The sequence below is a fragment of the Rickettsia endosymbiont of Oedothorax gibbosus genome, assembly GCF_936269705.1.
GTDB lineage: Bacteria > Pseudomonadota > Alphaproteobacteria > Rickettsiales > Rickettsiaceae > Tisiphia.
Window position 1 is genome coordinate 49,057 of record NZ_OW370493.1, and the last position, 17,997, is coordinate 67,053.

Genomic DNA, 17,997 nt, shown 5'->3' on the forward strand with positions numbered 1-17,997 from the left:
ATTGTATTAATGTTGTTGTAATAATGTTAATTAATCTTTCTTAAGATTTTAATTATAATTAAATAATTTTCACACCTCTTGTTGACATAGGTTAATCACTATGATACACCAGATGTTGCACAATCAAGCTGATATACTCAAAAATTTGTATTAATTACGTCAAATTCACAGGCGTTATTGTAAAGAAATACTTTAGCCTGAATATTGCATGAAAGAATAGAGACAAAACCCTTGTAATACTATATAATATCAGTGTTAAAAGAAGATTACATAGAGGGTTTTGCCATGACAAATTGTACAGGATTAATTTACCAATCGAAAGTAAAAAATCGTCAAATAGAAATAAATTTCACAGGAGGTAATATTAGTAGCGATGGAGGTGTATTATTGCTAAGAGAAGCAGATAAAAGACTTGGTCTAACTAATGAACTGGCTAAGATTTTTCCTGATAAGCGAGATTCTGATAAAATTACTCATACTATTTTAACAATGCTCAAACAGCGTATTTATGGTATTGCTCTTGGTTATGAAGATTTAAATGATCACGATAATTTAAGAAAATGTCCAGCTTTGCAAACAAGTATAGACACACTGGACGATATGGCTAGTAGCTCTACTTTATGCCGTTTAGAAAATAAAGCAGATCGTGGATTTGCTCTTAAAGCTCATAAGGTGATGATTGACAAGTTTGTCGAATCTCATAAAACCGTGCCGAAACAATTAATACTTGATTTTGATGCCACTGATGATGAAATTTATGGCAATCAAGAGGGGAAGTTTTATCATGGATATTATCGTCATAATTGCTTTCTACCTTTATACGTCAGTTCGGGATAAGATATAGATGAAATAGTAATAGATAAAAGGATTGTCAAAAAGGAGTGCCTGCAGTATTTATATTTTTAAACAAAAAAACAAACTACAGGCATGAAAAAAGATATCACAGAATTATATAGTTTTATAGATGATTTTTGTAAAATTTATTTGGAGTATGAACAGAGAAAGTTATTACCATCAAATAAGCAAAGAAATCGCTGTTGTAGCATGAGTCTAAGTGAAATGTTAACAATAATAATTATGTTTCATACATCCTATGCTAAGAATTTTAAATTTTTCTATAAAAGTTATATAGAGTGCATGCATAAGGATGATTTTCCCAAAGCCTTGAGTTATAATAGATTTGTTGAATTAATGGCACGATTATTCATACCGCTAAATATGTTGATTCATTTGTTGTTTGGTGAGGAAACAGGTATTTATTTTATTGACTCTACAACGATTAAAGCTTGTCACAATAAAAGGCGTTATAGCAATAAAGTTTTTAAAGGATTAGCCAAACATAGTAAATCCTCTATGGGGTATTTTTATGGTTTTAAATTACATGTAATAATCAATAATAAAGGGGAGTTTATGGCATTAAAAGTGACCAAAGGCAATGTAGATGATAGGGTTCCAGTACCGGAGTTAACAAAAAGATTAACTGGAATTATAGCAGCTGATAAAGGTTATATTAAGCAAAATTTGTTCTTAAATTTATATGAAAGAGGCTTAAAAATGATTCATGGAATTAAGAAGAATATGGAAAATAAATTAATGGATTTGAAAGAAAAAATCTTACTTCGAAAGCGTAACTTAATTGAAACAGTTTTTGATTATCTAAAAAATAAAATGAACCTTGAACATACTAGACATAGATCACCAATAAATGCCTTTGTCCATATATTATCTACTCTTGTTGCTTACTCATTAAAGAAAAATAAACCTTCAACAAAATTTGATTTTAATCTACATGTTCACAATATCCTTATCCCGAATTGACGTTATTCCTATTATAGTATTTTTTATGCTATTATTTATCATGGTATGGACCTATTAATTAAATTATTATTTAATTTGGAGCAGCTGAAAACTATTTTTCAGCTGACTCCGTACAAGTAAAGCATATTTCGCTTCACTCGTCCATACCATCATTCCCGCTTCGGTGCGGAATCTATAATACCTCAGGGCATTTTTAGATCCCGCACTGAAGCAGGGATGACAACCATTGTCCTATATTTTATTCAAATCTGCAAAAAAACTTGATTATAGTCAATTCAGGAGAATTTGGGGCTAGGAGCGATGGAGCGACGCCTATAAGTAATAGGCGAGCGACGAGTGACAACGTCCCCAACTTCTCATCAATTGACTATAGGAGTATCATAGGAGGGATTATATCACCTTCGAGTTTAGGCGTAACCAGGAAATTACTTAGCTATAGAAGTTATTTTTGCAAAATTGAAAAATTTAGATTAGTGAGTAGTATATAATATGGTATACTTCAAATAATTTGAATTCTATAGTCAATTCAGGAAATTTTGGGGCTAAGATCGATGACGTCACCAACTTCTTATAGTCAATTGATGAGAAGTTGGTGACGTCGTCGCTCGCCTATTACTTATAGGCGTCGCTCCATCGTTCCTAGCACCAAATTCCCCTGAATTGACTATAGAAGAATATATAATTTCGACGTAATATAACCTGAGTTTGACGTAAGCACCAAACAAAATGCTAAGCATTATGTAATAACATAAACAAACTGTTGGTGGTGAGCTATGGTAAAAATAAAACCTTCTTTCAAACCAGTTTGTTAGAAAGAATATTTGAAAAGTAAGAAGGGAGGGGTTATAAAGTTCTCGAATAATAACAACAAAATTGGAGAATATATTATGATCCCTATTACGGAGATTTTCTGCTTAATTGATGATTTTTGCAAGCATTTTGATACGGAGCAAAATAAATATATATTACCAAATCCTAACCGTAAGCGTAAAGTAGTTTGCAGTATAGGACTCTCAGAGATTATTACTATTATAGTAATGTTTCACTTGAGTCACTACCGTACCTTTAAAGATTTTTATTTATGCTGCCTATGTCAAAGTTATAGAAAGGAATTTCCAAAACTTGTGAGCTATAGTCGTTTTGTTCAGTTAATGCCAATGAGCTTCATGCCCATGGTATTACTGCTAAAAAGCCTATCAGGAAAACAAACTGGTCAATATTATATCGACTCTACTAAACTTCCTGCTTGCCATAATTTAAGAATTAATAGACATAAAGTATTCAAAGACATAGCAAAAAGAGGTAAGACTTCCACTGGGTGGTTCTTTGGTTGTAAGCTACATATTGTCATTAACAGTTGCGGAGAGATTATGAGTTTTTCTTTAACTCCAGGAAATGTTGATGATAGAGCAGTGGTAGAAAATTTAGTAGATAAATTACAAGGCTGGCTTTTTGGTGATCGTGGGTATATCAGTAAAAAACTCACTCAATCCCTTGCTAATCAAGCTTTAGAACTAATAACAAAAATTAAAAGTAATATGAAAGAAAGAATAATAGATCCTATTAAAAAGCGGTTTTTAAATAAAAGGTATATTATTGAAACCATTAACGATCAACTAAAAAACCTTTGTCATATAGACCATACAAGGCACAGATCTGTTATAAATTTTCAAACTAACGTATTAGCTGGACTGCTTGCCTATGTTTTTAAGCCTAATAAAATTTCTGTAGCTTTTGGAAAATTAAACAATCTCAACCTTCCTCTTACATCAAACTGAGGTTAATATAAAACTATAATATGAACATCAATGATAAAACTTACTATAGATGATATTGAAATTGAAGTAGAAGAGGGTACAACCGTATTTCGTGCCTGCAGCAAGCTTGGTATAGAAATCCCCCATTTCTGCTTTCATGAACGTTTGAAAATTGCTGGTAATTGTCGTATGTGCTTGGTAGAGATGGAAAAATCTCCCAAACCTATCGCCTCTTGTGCTACGCCTGTTGCCCCAGGTATGGTGATCCATACTAATACTATTGGCGTTAAAAAGGCTCGTGAAGGGGTAATGGAGTTTCTATTGATCAATCATCCTCTAGATTGTCCTATTTGTGACCAAGGAGGTGAGTGTGATCTACAGGATCAAGCATTTAAATATGGTGGAGCACGTTCTAGATTTTTGGAGAATAAAAGGACAGTCAAAGATAAATATATGGGACCTTTGATTAAAACCCAAATGACTAGATGCATACAATGTACAAGATGTATAAGGTTTGCCACTGATATTGCTGGAATTGAGGAAATAGGAGCTCTTTATAGAGGAGAGCATATGGAAGTTACCTCTTACCTTGAGCGTAGTCTTGCTTCAGAGTTGTCAGGCAATATTATCGATGTTTGTCCAGTTGGAGCATTAAATTCAAAGCCTTATTCTTTTAAAGCCCGTAGTTGGGAACTAAAGAAAACCGAATCAATAGATGTATTTGATGCCCAAGGTTGTAATATCAGGATAGATAGTAGGGGGGAGGAAGTAATGAGGATATTACCTAGGGTTAATGATGACATTAATGATGAGTGGATATCCGATAAAGCACGATTTGCTTATGATGGTTTGAAATATCAAAGGTTAGATTCTCCGTATATCAGACAAAATGGTAAATTAGTTGAAGCCTCTTGGAGTGATGCCATTGCTCTAGTAGCACAAAAATTACAATCGCTTGCCGGTGATCAAATGGCGGCAATCGCTGGAACACTCGCCTGTACCGAATCAATGTTTTTATTAAAAACATTGTTACAGAAGCTAGGATGTAATAATTTTGATAGTAATCAATTTAATTATAAAATAGACCGATCTAGTAGAGGAAACTATCTATTTAACACAACGATTTCTGGACTTAAAAAAGCTGATCTTGCTTTGCTAATTGGTGCAAATATTAGGCAAATAGCACCTGTTCTTAATGCTTGTATTGGCGTGTTGCAAAGAGAAGGTAAGCTAAAAGTAGCTCGAATTGGTAATGTTAGTGACCAAACTTATTCTATCAATGAATTAGGGGCTAGCCCTGAAATAATTAAGGCAATAATATCAGGAGAACATCAATTTTCTAAGGAGTTGGCAGCTGCAAAAAATCCAATAATAATCATTGGTGATGGAGTATATTCTCGGGAGGATGGTTATGCTATTTTGGCACTCATTCATCAGATGGTGGATAAATATAAGATAGTTAGAGAGAATTGGAATGGTTTTAATATATTGCATAATCATGCGTCAATGGTCGGTAGTTTAGATATAGGTTTTAGCCCTAAAAATTCTAGTGCTAAGGGTGGTGGTAATGGGGTTTATGAAATTTTACAAAAGGCAGAAATAGGTGATATCAAATTTGTCTATTTACTAGGTAGTGATGAGATTGATATGAGTAAAATAAAATCATCTTTTGTCGTATATCAAGGGCATCACGGTGATAATGGAGCAAATGCAGCAAATGTCATTTTTCCTGCTAGTAGCTATACAGAGAAAGATGCTATTTACCTAAATTTTGAAGGAAGACCACAATATGCTAGGGCGGCAACTAGTCCAGTAGGACAAGCAAAAGAAGATTGGCTTATTATAAATAACCTAGCCAGTAATTTAGGGCTAAATCTTGGTATGAATAATTTAGTTGAAATAAGAAATAAGTTGGCAGCAGAGTTTCCAGTATTTGCCAATATTTCTGAAATAATGAGTGGTGACTTTATAAAATTTACCTCTACAGATAAATTACTTAACTATTATATAGTTACTAAACCGATAAATTATTACATGACAGATTCAATTAGTAGGGCATCTATTACTATGGCAAAGTGTTTGGAATCAAAACAAGAAAGGGAAAAAGTTGCATGATATCGTTATTTCAACAATATCTATTACCGTTAATTATTGTGGCATTGAAAGTCCTATCTATCACTATTCCTCTTTTGCTGTGTGTAGCATATCTTACCTATGCTGAGCGAAGAGTAATAGGTTTAATGCAGTTAAGAAAAGGTCCAAATGTCGTTGGATATTTTGGTTTGTTGCAACCAATTGCTGATGCAGTTAAACTATTATTTAAAGAAACAATTATACCAAGACAAGCTGATAAAATATTATTCACCTTGGCTCCTATGGTTACCTTTGTGCTTAGTTTAATTGGTTGGGCAGTGATACCTTTTGATAAAAAGTTGGTGTTAGCTGACATTAATGTTGGTGTTTTATATATTATGGCAATCTCATCGTTGGGGGTTTATGGTATAATCATAGCTGGTTGGGCAAGTAATTCGAAATATGCTTTCCTTGGGGCTATTCGCTCGTCAGCTCAGATGATTTCATACGAAGTATCTATAGGGTTGGTGATTGTTACTGTACTTTTAACGACTGGAACTCTTAATCTTTCAGAAATCATAGAAAGGCAACAAGTATTGCCTTGGTGGGTTGATTTGATGTTGTTACCTATGGCAGTAATATTCTTCATATCAGTACTTGTAGAAACTAATAGATTGCCTTTTGATTTATCAGAAGCTGAATCTGAGCTGGTTGCTGGTTATAATGTTGAATATTCTTCGATGGGTTTTGCCTTATTTTTTCTTGGTGAATATGCTAATATGATTTTAGCTAGCGGTATGACCACAACATTTTTCTTAGGTGGTTATTTTCCGCCTTTTGGCATTAAATTCTTGAATTTTATACCAGGCTTTATTTGGTTTATAGTAAAAGTTGGGTTGTTCTTATTTTGTTTCTTATGGATAAGAGCGACATTACCTAGATATCGTTACGACCAGTTAATGCGTTTAGGTTGGAAAGTATTTTTACCTTTTACTTTATTTTGGGTGGTGTTAGTATCAAGTGTTTTAATGTTTACTGGTAATTTACCAAACTACCTAAAATAATTCACCCTGCAATTTTTTAATTGCCCCGGGGTTTATGCGTAAGGTGAGTAAGTAATGAATAGCTTTATTAGTTAATTTATAAATGAATTTTATAGGAGAATTTTATGGGAACATATTTAACCGTTGGCATAGTGCAAAATATTGCAGTCGATAAAAAACGCATAAAGTATCCAGATATAACAGTTGATCATATTACCAGGCGATTAAACGATGAACTAAATCTTGATTATTATAATTATAGTGAAGATAATGACGGATATTACTGGGAAATTAAACCGCAAACTCTTGAAGGAAACCTAGTGGATTTTCTAGATGCTCAATTCCAAATGTACACAAGTAAAAAATATAGCAATATGCAAGAGGTTATTGAAAAATTAACAAAAATCAAGAATGGCGAAGAAATAATAAAATTAGCTGCAGATGAACATTTTGTTAATTTTCAGTTAGTTGAGCAAATAATTGAATATGTAGATATAATCCGTGACAACGGCTTTAGCGAGCAGATCAGCCTATATTACAGTTTAATTTCATATTTTATGGATGGAAAAATCATCATGGAAGGTTACGGTGGGATGTTCAGATATTTTGAGCATAATATACGCTTGCAAAGAGAAAAATATCCTGTAGCAGATTGTATAAAAGTCATGATTACTAGTTAATAATATAGATTTATGTATTAGTCAATTGATGAGAAGTTGGGGACGTTGTCGCTCAATGCTCGCCTATTACTTATTATAGTACCCTACAATTTTGAGAAGATGAAGAAGAATGGTTGATTTAGAGTGGTGTGAAGTAGTATAAGGTAGGTATTTTTATAACAAAATGCATAATATAATACTTCAAGAATTGATTTTATATATAGACGGAAATAAATCAAGATTAAAATGTTTGGTTGGTATGGTAATTAGTTTGCTGACGGGCAGCTCAATTTATCAAAAAGGTTTAGCACTTGGTATTTTAGGTGATGCTAAAGCGACGTCAAAAACTCATAGAATTTATCGTTTTTTACGTCAGTTCGGGATAAGATATAGATGAAATAGTAATAGATAAAAGGATTGTCAAAAAGGAGTGCCTGCAGTATTTATATTTTTAAACAAAAAAACAAACTACAGGCATGAAAAAAGATATCACAGAATTATATAGTTTTATAGATGATTTTTGTAAAATTTATTTGGAGTATGAACAGAGAAAGTTATTACCATCAAATAAGCAAAGAAATCGCTGTTGTAGCATGAGTCTAAGTGAAATGTTAACAATAATAATTATGTTTCATACATCCTATGCTAAGAATTTTAAATTTTTCTATAAAAGTTATATAGAGTGCATGCATAAGGATGATTTTCCCAAAGCCTTGAGTTATAATAGATTTGTTGAATTAATGGCACGATTATTCATACCGCTAAATATGTTGATTCATTTGTTGTTTGGTGAGGAAACAGGTATTTATTTTATTGACTCTACAACGATTAAAGCTTGTCACAATAAAAGGCGTTATAGCAATAAAGTTTTTAAAGGATTAGCCAAACATAGTAAATCCTCTATGGGGTATTTTTATGGTTTTAAATTACATGTAATAATCAATAATAAAGGGGAGTTTATGGCATTAAAAGTGACCAAAGGCAATGTAGATGATAGGGTTCCAGTACCGGAGTTAACAAAAAGATTAACTGGAATTATAGCAGCTGATAAAGGTTATATTAAGCAAAATTTGTTCTTAAATTTATATGAAAGAGGCTTAAAAATGATTCATGGAATTAAGAAGAATATGGAAAATAAATTAATGGATTTGAAAGAAAAAATCTTACTTCGAAAGCGTAACTTAATTGAAACAGTTTTTGATTATCTAAAAAATAAAATGAACCTTGAACATACTAGACATAGATCACCAATAAATGCCTTTGTCCATATATTATCTACTCTTGTTGCTTACTCATTAAAGAAAAATAAACCTTCAACAAAATTTGATTTTAATCTACATGTTCACAATATCCTTATCCCGAATTGACGTGTTTTTTAAAAGATTTTAATTTTGATTATATGAAGGTTGGCTATTTGCTATTAAGCTTTTTTGCTTCAAAAAATTATGTCGTAGCAATGGATAGGACAAGTTGGAAATTTGGTAAATCCGATATTAATATTTTATTTTTAGTAATGGTAATTGGTAAAATATCGGTGCCAATATTCTGGAAGACTTTGTCGCATGGTGGCGGGTGTTCTGCAGAATTTATGAAGGAATTTTTACAGAAATTTATTAATAATTTTGGCGTTGAAAGAATAAAATATTTGCTTGCTGATAGAGAATTTATGAATAAAGAATGGTTAGACTTTCTGATAAATAACCATCTAATACCAAGTGCAATAATTAACGCAGTGGTGTAAAATGGGTTTTTAACTGATAAAGGTACTCAAATGGCTAGGTTAATATTACCACAAGGTTTTCATGGTCATGATTTTATAAAAATGATGAAACATGAGCCGCATGGTCGAAATCGTATACGTTTATTGGCGATGTATCACCTTCAATTAGGCAAATCTTTAAAAGCCATATCTGAAATAGTGAAGTCACACTGGAAAACTGTGCAATCATGGCTCAGAAGATTTAGGAATCATGGTTTTGAAGGATTATTTGAATCACAAAGAAGCGGCGCCCCTAGGAAGATTAACACTATACAAGAGTCTGCTCTTTTTGATAAAATCAATACGCTCAGTGAAAGTAAAACTGGTGGGTATATAACTGGAAAGGAGCTACATATCATGTTACTTGAGGAATATGGTGCTAAATGCGCTTTAAAAACAGTCTACAATACTATGCACCGCCTTGGTTTTAGCTGGATTACTTCTCGTTCAATGCATCCAAAGTCAAATCAAGAGACTCAAAATACATATAAAAAAACTTCCCAGACATGTTAACAAAATTATTACCAAAAAATATCGATAGATGTAAAGTTGATATATGGTCTCAGGATGAAACTCGAGTTGGGCAACAAGGTAGCTTAACTCGTATATGGGCTAAGCGTGGCACTAGACCCCGTAAAGTTCGGCAACAGCAATTCATTTCAACATATATTTATGGAGCTGCTTGCCATGATACAGGAGAAGCTTTTGCATTAATTTTACCATATGCAAACACACAGGCAATGAATAAATTCTTAGAAGAGCTTTCTCGCAGTATTCAAGGCAACCGACATATAGCTTTACTAACGGATAATGCAGGTTGGCACACAGCCAAAAAACTAACTGTGCCAAGCAATATCACTTTGATACCGCTTCCGCCCTATGCACCGGAACTTAATGCAATGGAACAAGTTTGGGAATGGATCAAAAATCATTTCTTGTCTAACCAATGTTATGGTGTATATGAAGATATCGTCACTATGGCTTGTTACGCTTGGAATCAATTTGCTCATAATGTAGATTTAGTAAAATCAATTATGTATAGAGACTGGATAAACACACCGTGTTAATTATTGCAATTGGTATTAAACCTAAGAAAGTTGCGATAGTTGCTTGTATGCGTAAGCTACTTGAAGTTTGCCATAAACTTATTCAACAAAAACGTTGTTTTATTATTTAGATAAATATTTTTTTGAAAATTTAGATAAAAGATAATTGCTATGGGCTATAAGTCTCGTTTAGAATTATACAAACTACTCTCCATGTATGGCTAAAACAGCACATAAGCCCTTATTCCTCAGTAATTCTTTAATTAGATATTCTGCTTTATATTAAATCCTTGAATTTTAAAAGGCTACAGTATAGAATCAGCTGCATGTTTAAATAATTCATTGACGAGGTAAAATATGAATATTTATAGACCATATTTGGAACAATTTGATAGGAACTTCGTCTGGCGTTTGCTGTTTGTTCTTTGCAGCGTTGCTCTGATTATTGCAGCATCAGATGCTTTTGCGAATTCTACTGCCGATCCGGTAGGTACAGTGTTGTGTAATATGATTAAAGTATTTCGTGGAAATACGGCTCGTGGTATAGCAGTTATTGGTATAGTTGTACTAGGAATTCAAACTCTCAGAGGACAATTAAAATGGGAAGTTGCACTGGTTATTGTGACTGGGGTTATAATATTGTTTAAAGCTCCTGACATTATAAATATGGTAGCTGGGTCAACTGATGCAACATGTGGTATCACAGAGATTGCTAAATAGATAAAAAAGCGTTTCCACATTTAAAGGACAATATCGTTGTAGCTAGCGGCTCTCCAACAATCTTATTAGCGGGGAGCCGCTTTTGCTGACCTAAAGCAATACAGGGAAACTTATAGTATTGACATAGCTATAGTTAATTTTCACTTTCTCGCATTTTCTTGTGATATAAAGCACCAAAATCAATCGGATCAATCATCAATGGCCGGAACCCTCCATCCTGCGTTACATCCGAAATAATTTTTCTGGCAAATGGGAAAATCATTGCTGGACAGTGGATTGCTAATATCATCTGGTGTTGATCTTCCGCTATATTAATCAGGTTAAAAACCCCCGCATATTTTAGGTCTACTATAAATAGCTTATGCTTTTCGCTCATTGCTTTAGCTTCTATACTTAATTCTACCTCATAAAAATTTTCTTCAGGTAAATTAGAAATATTAAGGTCTAGGAATAAATCAATTTGTGGATTACGTTCCAAAGATACTAAAGATTTTGGAGCATCTGGATTTTCAAAAGATAAATCCTTTATATATTGAGCATTAATAGCGATATGTGGCATCTCTTGTTGATTAGAGTCTTTCATAACAAATAGTCCTTTTATATTAAAATTTTTAAGTTATCGGCAAGGTAACACCTTGCTGTTTCATATATTTCCCATGACGATCAGCATAAGATCTATTACAAATTTGATCGCCTTTTAAAAATAAAAATTGACACGCTCCCTCATTAGCATAAATTTTTGCCGGCAATGGAGTAGTATTAGAAAATTCTAATGTTACATGTCCTTCCCATTCAGGTTCTAATGGTGTTACGTTAACAATTATACCGCATCTTGCATAGGTTGATTTACCAACACAAATAACTAATACATCTCTTGGAATCTTAAAATATTCAATTGTTCTTGCTAAGGCAAAACTGTTTGGTGGAATAATACAAACATCAACCTCTCTATCTACCAAGCTGCATTCAGTGAAATTTTTGGGATCAACTATTGCCGAATTGATATTAGTAAATATTTTGAATTCCTTTGAGACTCTTGCATCATAACCATAGGACGATAAACCATAAGAAATGATTCTCTCTGAGTTATTTAATTTAACTTGCGTATCAGTAAAAGGTGTAATCATATCATGGTTTACACACATTTTTCTTATCCAATTATCAGACATAATGGTCATATATAATTACACATAATTATGGTTAAATTTCCGAATAAATCTAAATAATATAGTAAAAAATTAGAAGCACTAAGTGTTTTTAGAATATTTTTTTAAAAAAATTCCAGCCATAGTAAATTAGCAAGACCAGTACTCAGACTCAAGATCATTTACATATAGGTTATCATTTCTCTTTAAATGCTCTGAACATAGTGTCAGTAATAGGATCAAGTAGATATCTTAGGAGAGTTCTTGTACCAGTGACAATTTGAACTTCCACCTGCATGCCAGGATGGAGTTCTAACTTTCTAGCTTTTGCAATCTTATTAAATTCCTCCATATCAATCTCAATTATAGCAACGTAAAAAGTTTCTGGAGTTTGTTGTGCTTGAGTTCTGTCTTGGACAGTATCAGGAGATATTCTAACTACTTTACCAGTAAATAGTGGTGTTGTTCTAGATTTAAAAGCACTAAAGCGAATCTTTGCTAACAAACCTTCATGTACTGAATCTATGTTTTTTTGTGGAACTTTTGCCTCTATTATCAAAGTATCATTAGTTGGAGAAATTTCTACAATCGGAGTAGTGTTGTTAGGAATTACTCCGCCTATTGTATGAAAGTGCAATACATTGACAATACCATCAACAGGAGACGTAATAACTGTACGACTCAATGAGTCCTTATAAGCAGTAAACTGCTCTTTTAGATGAGATACTTGCCCTTGAGCATCTTTTAATTCAGTCAGAGTATCCTTTGTATATTTATTCTGTAGGTTAATAATACTAATCTCACACTCTATAATAGTATGTTTAGTAGCTGCAATGTCACTTTCTGTCATAGCTATTTCACTTTTAAAGTTGGCTTCCTTAGCTTCAACTTCCAATAAAGCAGCTTTATTAGAAAAACCTTTATCATGTAATGTATGTATTGCTTTTAAACGATCCCTAATAACTTCTAGACTTTTGACATTGGCAGTCTTTCTAGCTTGCATACCTTCAATTTTTTTATTTAATTGCTCGATCCTTTGATACAAAGCATTTTTCTCACTTTTATACATTTCTTTTTTGGAGTAAAATAAGCTTTCTTGAGTATGTATAACCCTTGCTACTTCAGGTAAATTTATGGCTTCTGTTAATAATTCTGGAAACTCAATTTTGTCTTGATTATCTCTCTCAGCCATTAAGCGACTTTCTGCTGCTAAAGCGTGCCTATATTGGCTTAAAGTAATTTCGTACTGCGATTTAATTTTTGTATCTTCCAACTTTATTAATTTATCACCCGCCTTAACTTTATCGCCTTGTTTAACAAAAATATTAGCTATAATTCCCCCCTCCTGGTGGTTAATTATTTGCTTATTACTATATGTTACCACAACGCCCGATGCCCCAGCCGCACTATCAAGAGGAGCAAAACTTCCCCATATTCCTCCAACTAATACAAAGCAGATTATTATAGCTACTCCAAAAAGAATTGGAGCTCTAGCAGTTTGTACTACATCATTGCGATCAACATCATTATTTTTGGTAACAAAATTAACAAAACGATCAAGATAATATAATGTATTCTGAATTGTCTTAGAAATACCTACTACTATCTTTTGTGATAGAACACCCCCCTTTGTTTTTTTCGAGTGTATCAAATCATTTTGTAGCGATAAGAGCTGTTTAAGTTGCTCTGCTGTAAATGTCGGCTTATTAGTTGGCTTTTCTTCCATAATACTTAAAACTTTATTCGTTAATGTGAATTGCACCGTTTTGTAACAGTTTAACTCGATTTTGCAGCTCTTCTTGAGTACCATAAAGAGCTACGGCTCCATCTTGTAATACCAATATCTTATCTACCACTGATAATACAGAAGGTCTATGAGAGATAACAACTACAGCAATACCCCTAGCTTTTGCTTGCTTTAAAGAATTTGATAAGGCTATTTCACCCGCCTCATCAAGATTAGCATTGGGTTCATCTAAAATAATTAATTTAGGATTACCATAAAATGCTCTAGCAAGACCAACACGTTGTTTTTGTCCCCCAGAGAGATTAGAGCCAGCTGTTCCAATATCCGAATCATAACCATCTGGTAATCTTAAGACCATTTCATGAGCTCCAGCAATTTTAGCTGCCTCAATTACTTTTTCTGGATCAGCATTTTCAGCCATCCTAGCTATATTCTGTTTTATGCTACCACTAAATAATTCTATCCCTTGTGGCAAATATCCTACATGCTTACCAAAATCTTCTCTATTCCAGCGATAAATTTCCCCGCTATCAAGTCTAACAGTTCCTGATGCAGCTTTCCATACCCCAACTAGAACTTTAGCTAAAGTTGACTTACCTGCAGCAGAAGGTCCGATAACTGCTAATATTTCTCCAGGCTGAACGGCAAAAGATACATCTTTTAAAATATATCTTGGTACTGGAGGTTGTGGCATATATGGAGGGACTGGAAATGAATAATAAATATTTTCTACAGTTAAATGTCCTTCGACATTCGGAATTGGCATTGCTTCTTCTCTTGATTTATACGAAGCAAATAACTGATTGATATTTTTATAAGATTTTATGGCACTACTCATACTTTTCCATAACTCAATAGCATTATCGAAAGGAGCTAGAGCCCTGCCAACTATAATAGAACTCATAATCATACCACCAGTAGTCATATCTCTTCCTGAAGTACTAACAACCACATAAGCACCAATACCAGTTACAAGCATTTGCATAATATTACGAATAAATCTGGAAAAATTAGAGATAGCACCATTACGATAACTAGCAATGGATTGTTTCTCCAAAGCAGCAATATTAAATTGATGCCAATTTGCCGTGACATTTTTCATCATCCCCATAGCTTCTACAACTTCTGAATTCCTATTAGCAATATCAGCTTGGGTCATACCCTTTATCGAGAATTCAGTAGCCTCACCAAGAGTTCTATTAGTTGCGGCAGCATTAAAGAAAGCCGTAGATACGATAATAATAGCACCAACTAATGTTAAAATCCCAATATATGGGTGAATTAAGAAAATTACTACTATATAGACAACACTCCAAGGGGCATCAAATAAAGTATTAATACCAGTACTAGTTACAAAAGTTTTTATTGTTTGAAAATCACGAAGTAATTGGCTAGCACCAGTATTAGTACGGGTTGCAGCAGCTGAAATAGAGTGACCAAAAATTACAGAAGCAACTGTTTTGTCCAACCATTCACCAACTTTAATTAAAGTGAATGATCTAGCAATTTGTAATAACCCATAAATAAAATAGATTGTACCAATAATAATGGACAACCACATTAATGTCCATGTGTTACCACTTCCTATAACTCGATCAAGAACTTGTAATGAATAAAGAGGGGTTATCAACATTAATAAGTTAATAACAAACGCGAAACCAAAAATTATCCAAAAAGCAATTTTGCACTTTTCAAGAGCACTATTTAGAGGGTTTGCTACTTGAGTTGCTAATGCACTATTATTTTTCATATTACCATTATTATATCATATTATTTTACTATATAGTTAGTAAAAATTATATTATTTGCAATATTTATTAAACTCAAATTATATATGCAATAAATAATATATACAACTTCTTTATTAAACTTAGGCTCTGTCAAAAAAATTTAGATGACTTATTTCTATCTAACAAATCTTTATCTTGACAATTAAAACAGCCCCATACTTTACCAAATAAAGTAATGTTGAATAGTTAATATATCAATTTTTTTAAAGATTTCAACTATCTCAGTACATAAATTAAAAATTACCTGAAAATCTAGGAGGTTGTTCGAAGGAAATTTGAATATATCCATCTTTAAACGTAAAATTGTCATATATGGACGAGTGAATTTGTCAACAAAGAAAATAAAAAAATAGAGCCACAAAGGAAGCAGTCATACCAATTGCAATAATTAACGCAGTGGTGTAAAATGGGTTTTTAACTGATAAAGGTACTCAAATGGCTAGGTTAATATTACCACAAGGTTTTCATGGTCATGATTTTATAAAAATGATGAAACATGAGCCGCATGGTCGAAATCGTATACGTTTATTGGCGATGTATCACCTTCAATTAGGCAAATCTTTAAAAGCCATATCTGAAATAGTGAAGTCACACTGGAAAACTGTGCAATCATGGCTCAGAAGATTTAGGAATCATGGTTTTGAAGGATTATTTGAATCACAAAGAAGCGGCGCCCCTAGGAAGATTAACACTATACAAGAGTCTGCTCTTTTTGATAAAATCAATACGCTCAGTGAAAGTAAAACTGGTGGGTATATAACTGGAAAGGAGCTACATATCATGTTACTTGAGGAATATGGTGCTAAATGCGCTTTAAAAACAGTCTACAATACTATGCACCGCCTTGGTTTTAGCTGGATTACTTCTCGTTCAATGCATCCAAAGTCAAATCAAGAGACTCAAAATACATATAAAAAAACTTCCCAGACATGTTAACAAAATTATTACCAAAAAATATCGATAGATGTAAAGTTGATATATGGTCTCAGGATGAAACTCGAGTTGGGCAACAAGGTAGCTTAACTCGTATATGGGCTAAGCGTGGCACTAGACCCCGTAAAGTTCGGCAACAGCAATTCATTTCAACATATATTTATGGAGCTGCTTGCCATGATACAGGAGAAGCTTTTGCATTAATTTTACCATATGCAAACACACAGGCAATGAATAAATTCTTAGAAGAGCTTTCTCGCAGTATTCAAGGCAACCGACATATAGCTTTACTAACGGATAATGCAGGTTGGCACACAGCCAAAAAACTAACTGTGCCAAGCAATATCACTTTGATACCGCTTCCGCCCTATGCACCGGAACTTAATGCAATGGAACAAGTTTGGGAATGGATCAAAAATCATTTCTTGTCTAACCAATGTTATGGTGTATATGAAGATATCGTCACTATGGCTTGTTACGCTTGGAATCAATTTGCTCATAATGTAGATTTAGTAAAATCAATTATGTATAGAGACTGGATAAACACACCGTGTTAATTATTGCAATTGGTATTAATTGCTTCTATGACAATTTTGGCTTTCTCCTCAGCACTATATTGCCTTACTTGTTTTTTCATCTCTAGCTCTCCTTGTTTGCTAAAGAATTCTATCTCATTTTTCTTATTTTTCTGTCCAAAATATTGGAACCATTATAATCTCTCCGCAACTGTTAATGACAATATGTAGCTTACAACCAAAGAACCACCCAGTGGAAGTCTTACCTCTTTTTGCTATGTCTTTGAATACTTTATGTCTATTAATTCTTAAATTATGGCAAGCAGGAAGTTTAGTAGAGTCGATATAATATTGACCAGTTTGTTTTCCTGATAGGCTTTTTAGCAGTAATACCATGGGCATGAAGCTCATTGGCATTAACTGAACAAAACGACTATAGCTCACAAGTTTTGGAAATTCCTTTCTATAACTTTGACATAGGCAGCATAAATAAAAATCTTTAAAGGTACGGTAGTGACTCAAGTGAAACATTACTATAATAGTAATAATCTCTGAGAGTCCTATACTGCAAACTACTTTACGCTTACGGTTAGGATTTGGTAATATATATTTATTTTGCTCCGTATCAAAATGCTTGCAAAAATCATCAATTAAGCAGAAAATCTCCGTAAGAGGGATCATAATATATTCTCCAATTTTGTTGTTATTATTCGAGAACTTTATAATCCCTCCCTTCTTACTTTTCAAATATTCTTTCTCCTAACACACTAGTTTGAAAGAAGGTTTTATTTTTACCATAGCTCACCACCAACAGTTTGTTTATGTTATTACATAATGCTTAGCATTTTGTTTGGTGCTTACGTCAAACTCAGGTTAATTATTAGAAATACTAGGAGCATTAAATTCTTGTTGTCTTCATCTTATCCTTACCAACATATATGGGATAGTGTTATGAAAAAATTAGCTATAGAATAAGCTAATATGGTACTGTC

General features: G+C 33.1%; 18 protein-coding genes and 1 pseudogene. 14 read left to right on the forward strand and 5 right to left on the reverse strand.

From position 1 onward, the window contains the following. Positions 1–252 precede the first annotated feature (252 nt). From NBW66_RS00270 to NBW66_RS00330, 12 genes are all read left to right on the forward strand, one after another. A complete protein-coding gene (locus NBW66_RS00270; protein ID WP_250311400.1) occupies positions 253–837 on the forward strand; it encodes a transposase in 585 nt (194 codons plus the stop codon). A gap of 90 nt (positions 838–927) precedes the next feature. Continuing rightward, positions 928–1,818 carry an IS982 family transposase gene (locus NBW66_RS00275; RefSeq protein WP_250310582.1) on the forward strand — a complete coding sequence of 297 codons (891 nt, stop codon included), beginning with the start codon at positions 928–930 and terminating at the stop codon, positions 1,816–1,818. Positions 1,819–2,705: 887 nt separating this feature from the next. Then, positions 2,706–3,596 carry an IS982 family transposase gene (locus NBW66_RS00285; RefSeq protein ID WP_250311402.1) on the forward strand — a complete coding sequence of 297 codons (891 nt, stop codon included), beginning with the start codon at positions 2,706–2,708 and terminating at the stop codon, positions 3,594–3,596. A gap of 30 nt (positions 3,597–3,626) precedes the next feature. After that, complete coding sequence (gene nuoG / locus NBW66_RS00290) at positions 3,627–5,690, forward strand: NADH-quinone oxidoreductase subunit NuoG (protein ID WP_250311403.1); 2,064 nt, start codon at positions 3,627–3,629, stop codon at positions 5,688–5,690. After that, on the forward strand, positions 5,687–6,712 hold the full coding sequence (gene nuoH / locus NBW66_RS00295; RefSeq protein WP_250311404.1) for an NADH-quinone oxidoreductase subunit NuoH: 1,026 nt from the start codon (positions 5,687–5,689) through the stop codon (positions 6,710–6,712). Before nuoG ends, nuoH begins: the two co-directional genes overlap by 4 nt. 104 nt (positions 6,713–6,816) lie before the next feature. Continuing rightward, positions 6,817–7,371 (forward strand): hypothetical protein, encoded by a 555-nt coding sequence (locus NBW66_RS00300; protein WP_250311405.1) that lies wholly within the window; start codon positions 6,817–6,819, stop codon positions 7,369–7,371. A gap of 163 nt (positions 7,372–7,534) precedes the next feature. Beyond that, positions 7,535–7,747 (forward strand): hypothetical protein, encoded by a 213-nt coding sequence (locus tag NBW66_RS00305; protein ID WP_250311406.1) that lies wholly within the window; start codon positions 7,535–7,537, stop codon positions 7,745–7,747. A 79-nt stretch (positions 7,748–7,826) separates the two neighbouring features. Further along, positions 7,827–8,717: an IS982 family transposase gene (locus NBW66_RS00310; RefSeq protein WP_250310582.1), complete on the forward strand. Its 891-nt coding sequence runs from the start codon at positions 7,827–7,829 to the stop codon at positions 8,715–8,717. Continuing rightward, positions 8,714–9,091 (forward strand): hypothetical protein, encoded by a 378-nt coding sequence (locus NBW66_RS00315; RefSeq protein WP_250311407.1) that lies wholly within the window; start codon positions 8,714–8,716, stop codon positions 9,089–9,091. Before NBW66_RS00310 ends, NBW66_RS00315 begins: the two co-directional genes overlap by 4 nt. Before the next feature lie 30 nt (positions 9,092–9,121). Next, on the forward strand, positions 9,122–9,622 hold the full coding sequence (locus NBW66_RS00320; protein ID WP_250310542.1) for a helix-turn-helix domain-containing protein: 501 nt from the start codon (positions 9,122–9,124) through the stop codon (positions 9,620–9,622). Further along, positions 9,616–10,176, forward strand: coding sequence for an IS630 family transposase (locus tag NBW66_RS00325; protein WP_250310543.1), 561 nt, complete (start codon positions 9,616–9,618; stop codon positions 10,174–10,176). The genes NBW66_RS00320 and NBW66_RS00325 overlap by 7 nt, the downstream gene beginning before the upstream one ends. 336 nt (positions 10,177–10,512) lie before the next feature. After that, positions 10,513–10,875, forward strand: a complete 363-nt coding sequence (locus NBW66_RS00330) for a TrbC/VirB2 family type IV secretion system protein (RefSeq protein ID WP_250311408.1) — start codon at positions 10,513–10,515, stop codon at positions 10,873–10,875. A gap of 133 nt (positions 10,876–11,008) precedes the next feature. Here the strand turns inward: NBW66_RS00330 and secB are convergent, their stop codons facing one another. From secB to NBW66_RS00350, 4 genes are all read right to left on the reverse strand, one after another. Then, complete coding sequence (gene secB / locus NBW66_RS00335) at positions 11,009–11,458, reverse strand: protein-export chaperone SecB (RefSeq protein WP_250311409.1); 450 nt, start codon at positions 11,456–11,458, stop codon at positions 11,009–11,011. 28 nt (positions 11,459–11,486) lie between these two features. Then, positions 11,487–12,053, reverse strand: coding sequence for a dCTP deaminase (gene dcd / locus NBW66_RS00340; protein ID WP_250311410.1), 567 nt, complete (start codon positions 12,051–12,053; stop codon positions 11,487–11,489). Positions 12,054–12,216: 163 nt separating this feature from the next. Next, a complete protein-coding gene (locus NBW66_RS00345) occupies positions 12,217–13,746 on the reverse strand; it encodes an HlyD family type I secretion periplasmic adaptor subunit (protein ID WP_250312217.1) in 1,530 nt (509 codons plus the stop codon). A gap of 13 nt (positions 13,747–13,759) precedes the next feature. After that, complete coding sequence (locus tag NBW66_RS00350) at positions 13,760–15,517, reverse strand: type I secretion system permease/ATPase (RefSeq protein ID WP_250311411.1); 1,758 nt, start codon at positions 15,515–15,517, stop codon at positions 13,760–13,762. 475 nt (positions 15,518–15,992) lie between these two features. Here NBW66_RS00350 and NBW66_RS00355 point away from each other — a divergent pair, with 475 nt between their 5' ends. Both NBW66_RS00355 and NBW66_RS00360 read left to right on the forward strand, forming a co-directional pair. After that, entirely contained in the window at positions 15,993–16,493 is a 501-nt protein-coding gene (locus NBW66_RS00355) for a helix-turn-helix domain-containing protein (protein ID WP_250310542.1), read from the forward strand. Beyond that, the gene (locus NBW66_RS00360) at positions 16,487–17,047 is read left to right on the forward strand and encodes an IS630 family transposase (RefSeq protein ID WP_250310543.1); all 561 of its coding nucleotides are present in this window, start codon (positions 16,487–16,489) and stop codon (positions 17,045–17,047) included. The genes NBW66_RS00355 and NBW66_RS00360 overlap by 7 nt, the downstream gene beginning before the upstream one ends. A gap of 153 nt (positions 17,048–17,200) precedes the next feature. Here the strand turns inward: NBW66_RS00360 and NBW66_RS00365 are convergent. Beyond that, positions 17,201–17,686 (reverse strand): annotated as a pseudogene (locus NBW66_RS00365) (transposase); the annotation flags it as partial. Between the last annotated feature and the right edge of the window lie 311 nt (positions 17,687–17,997).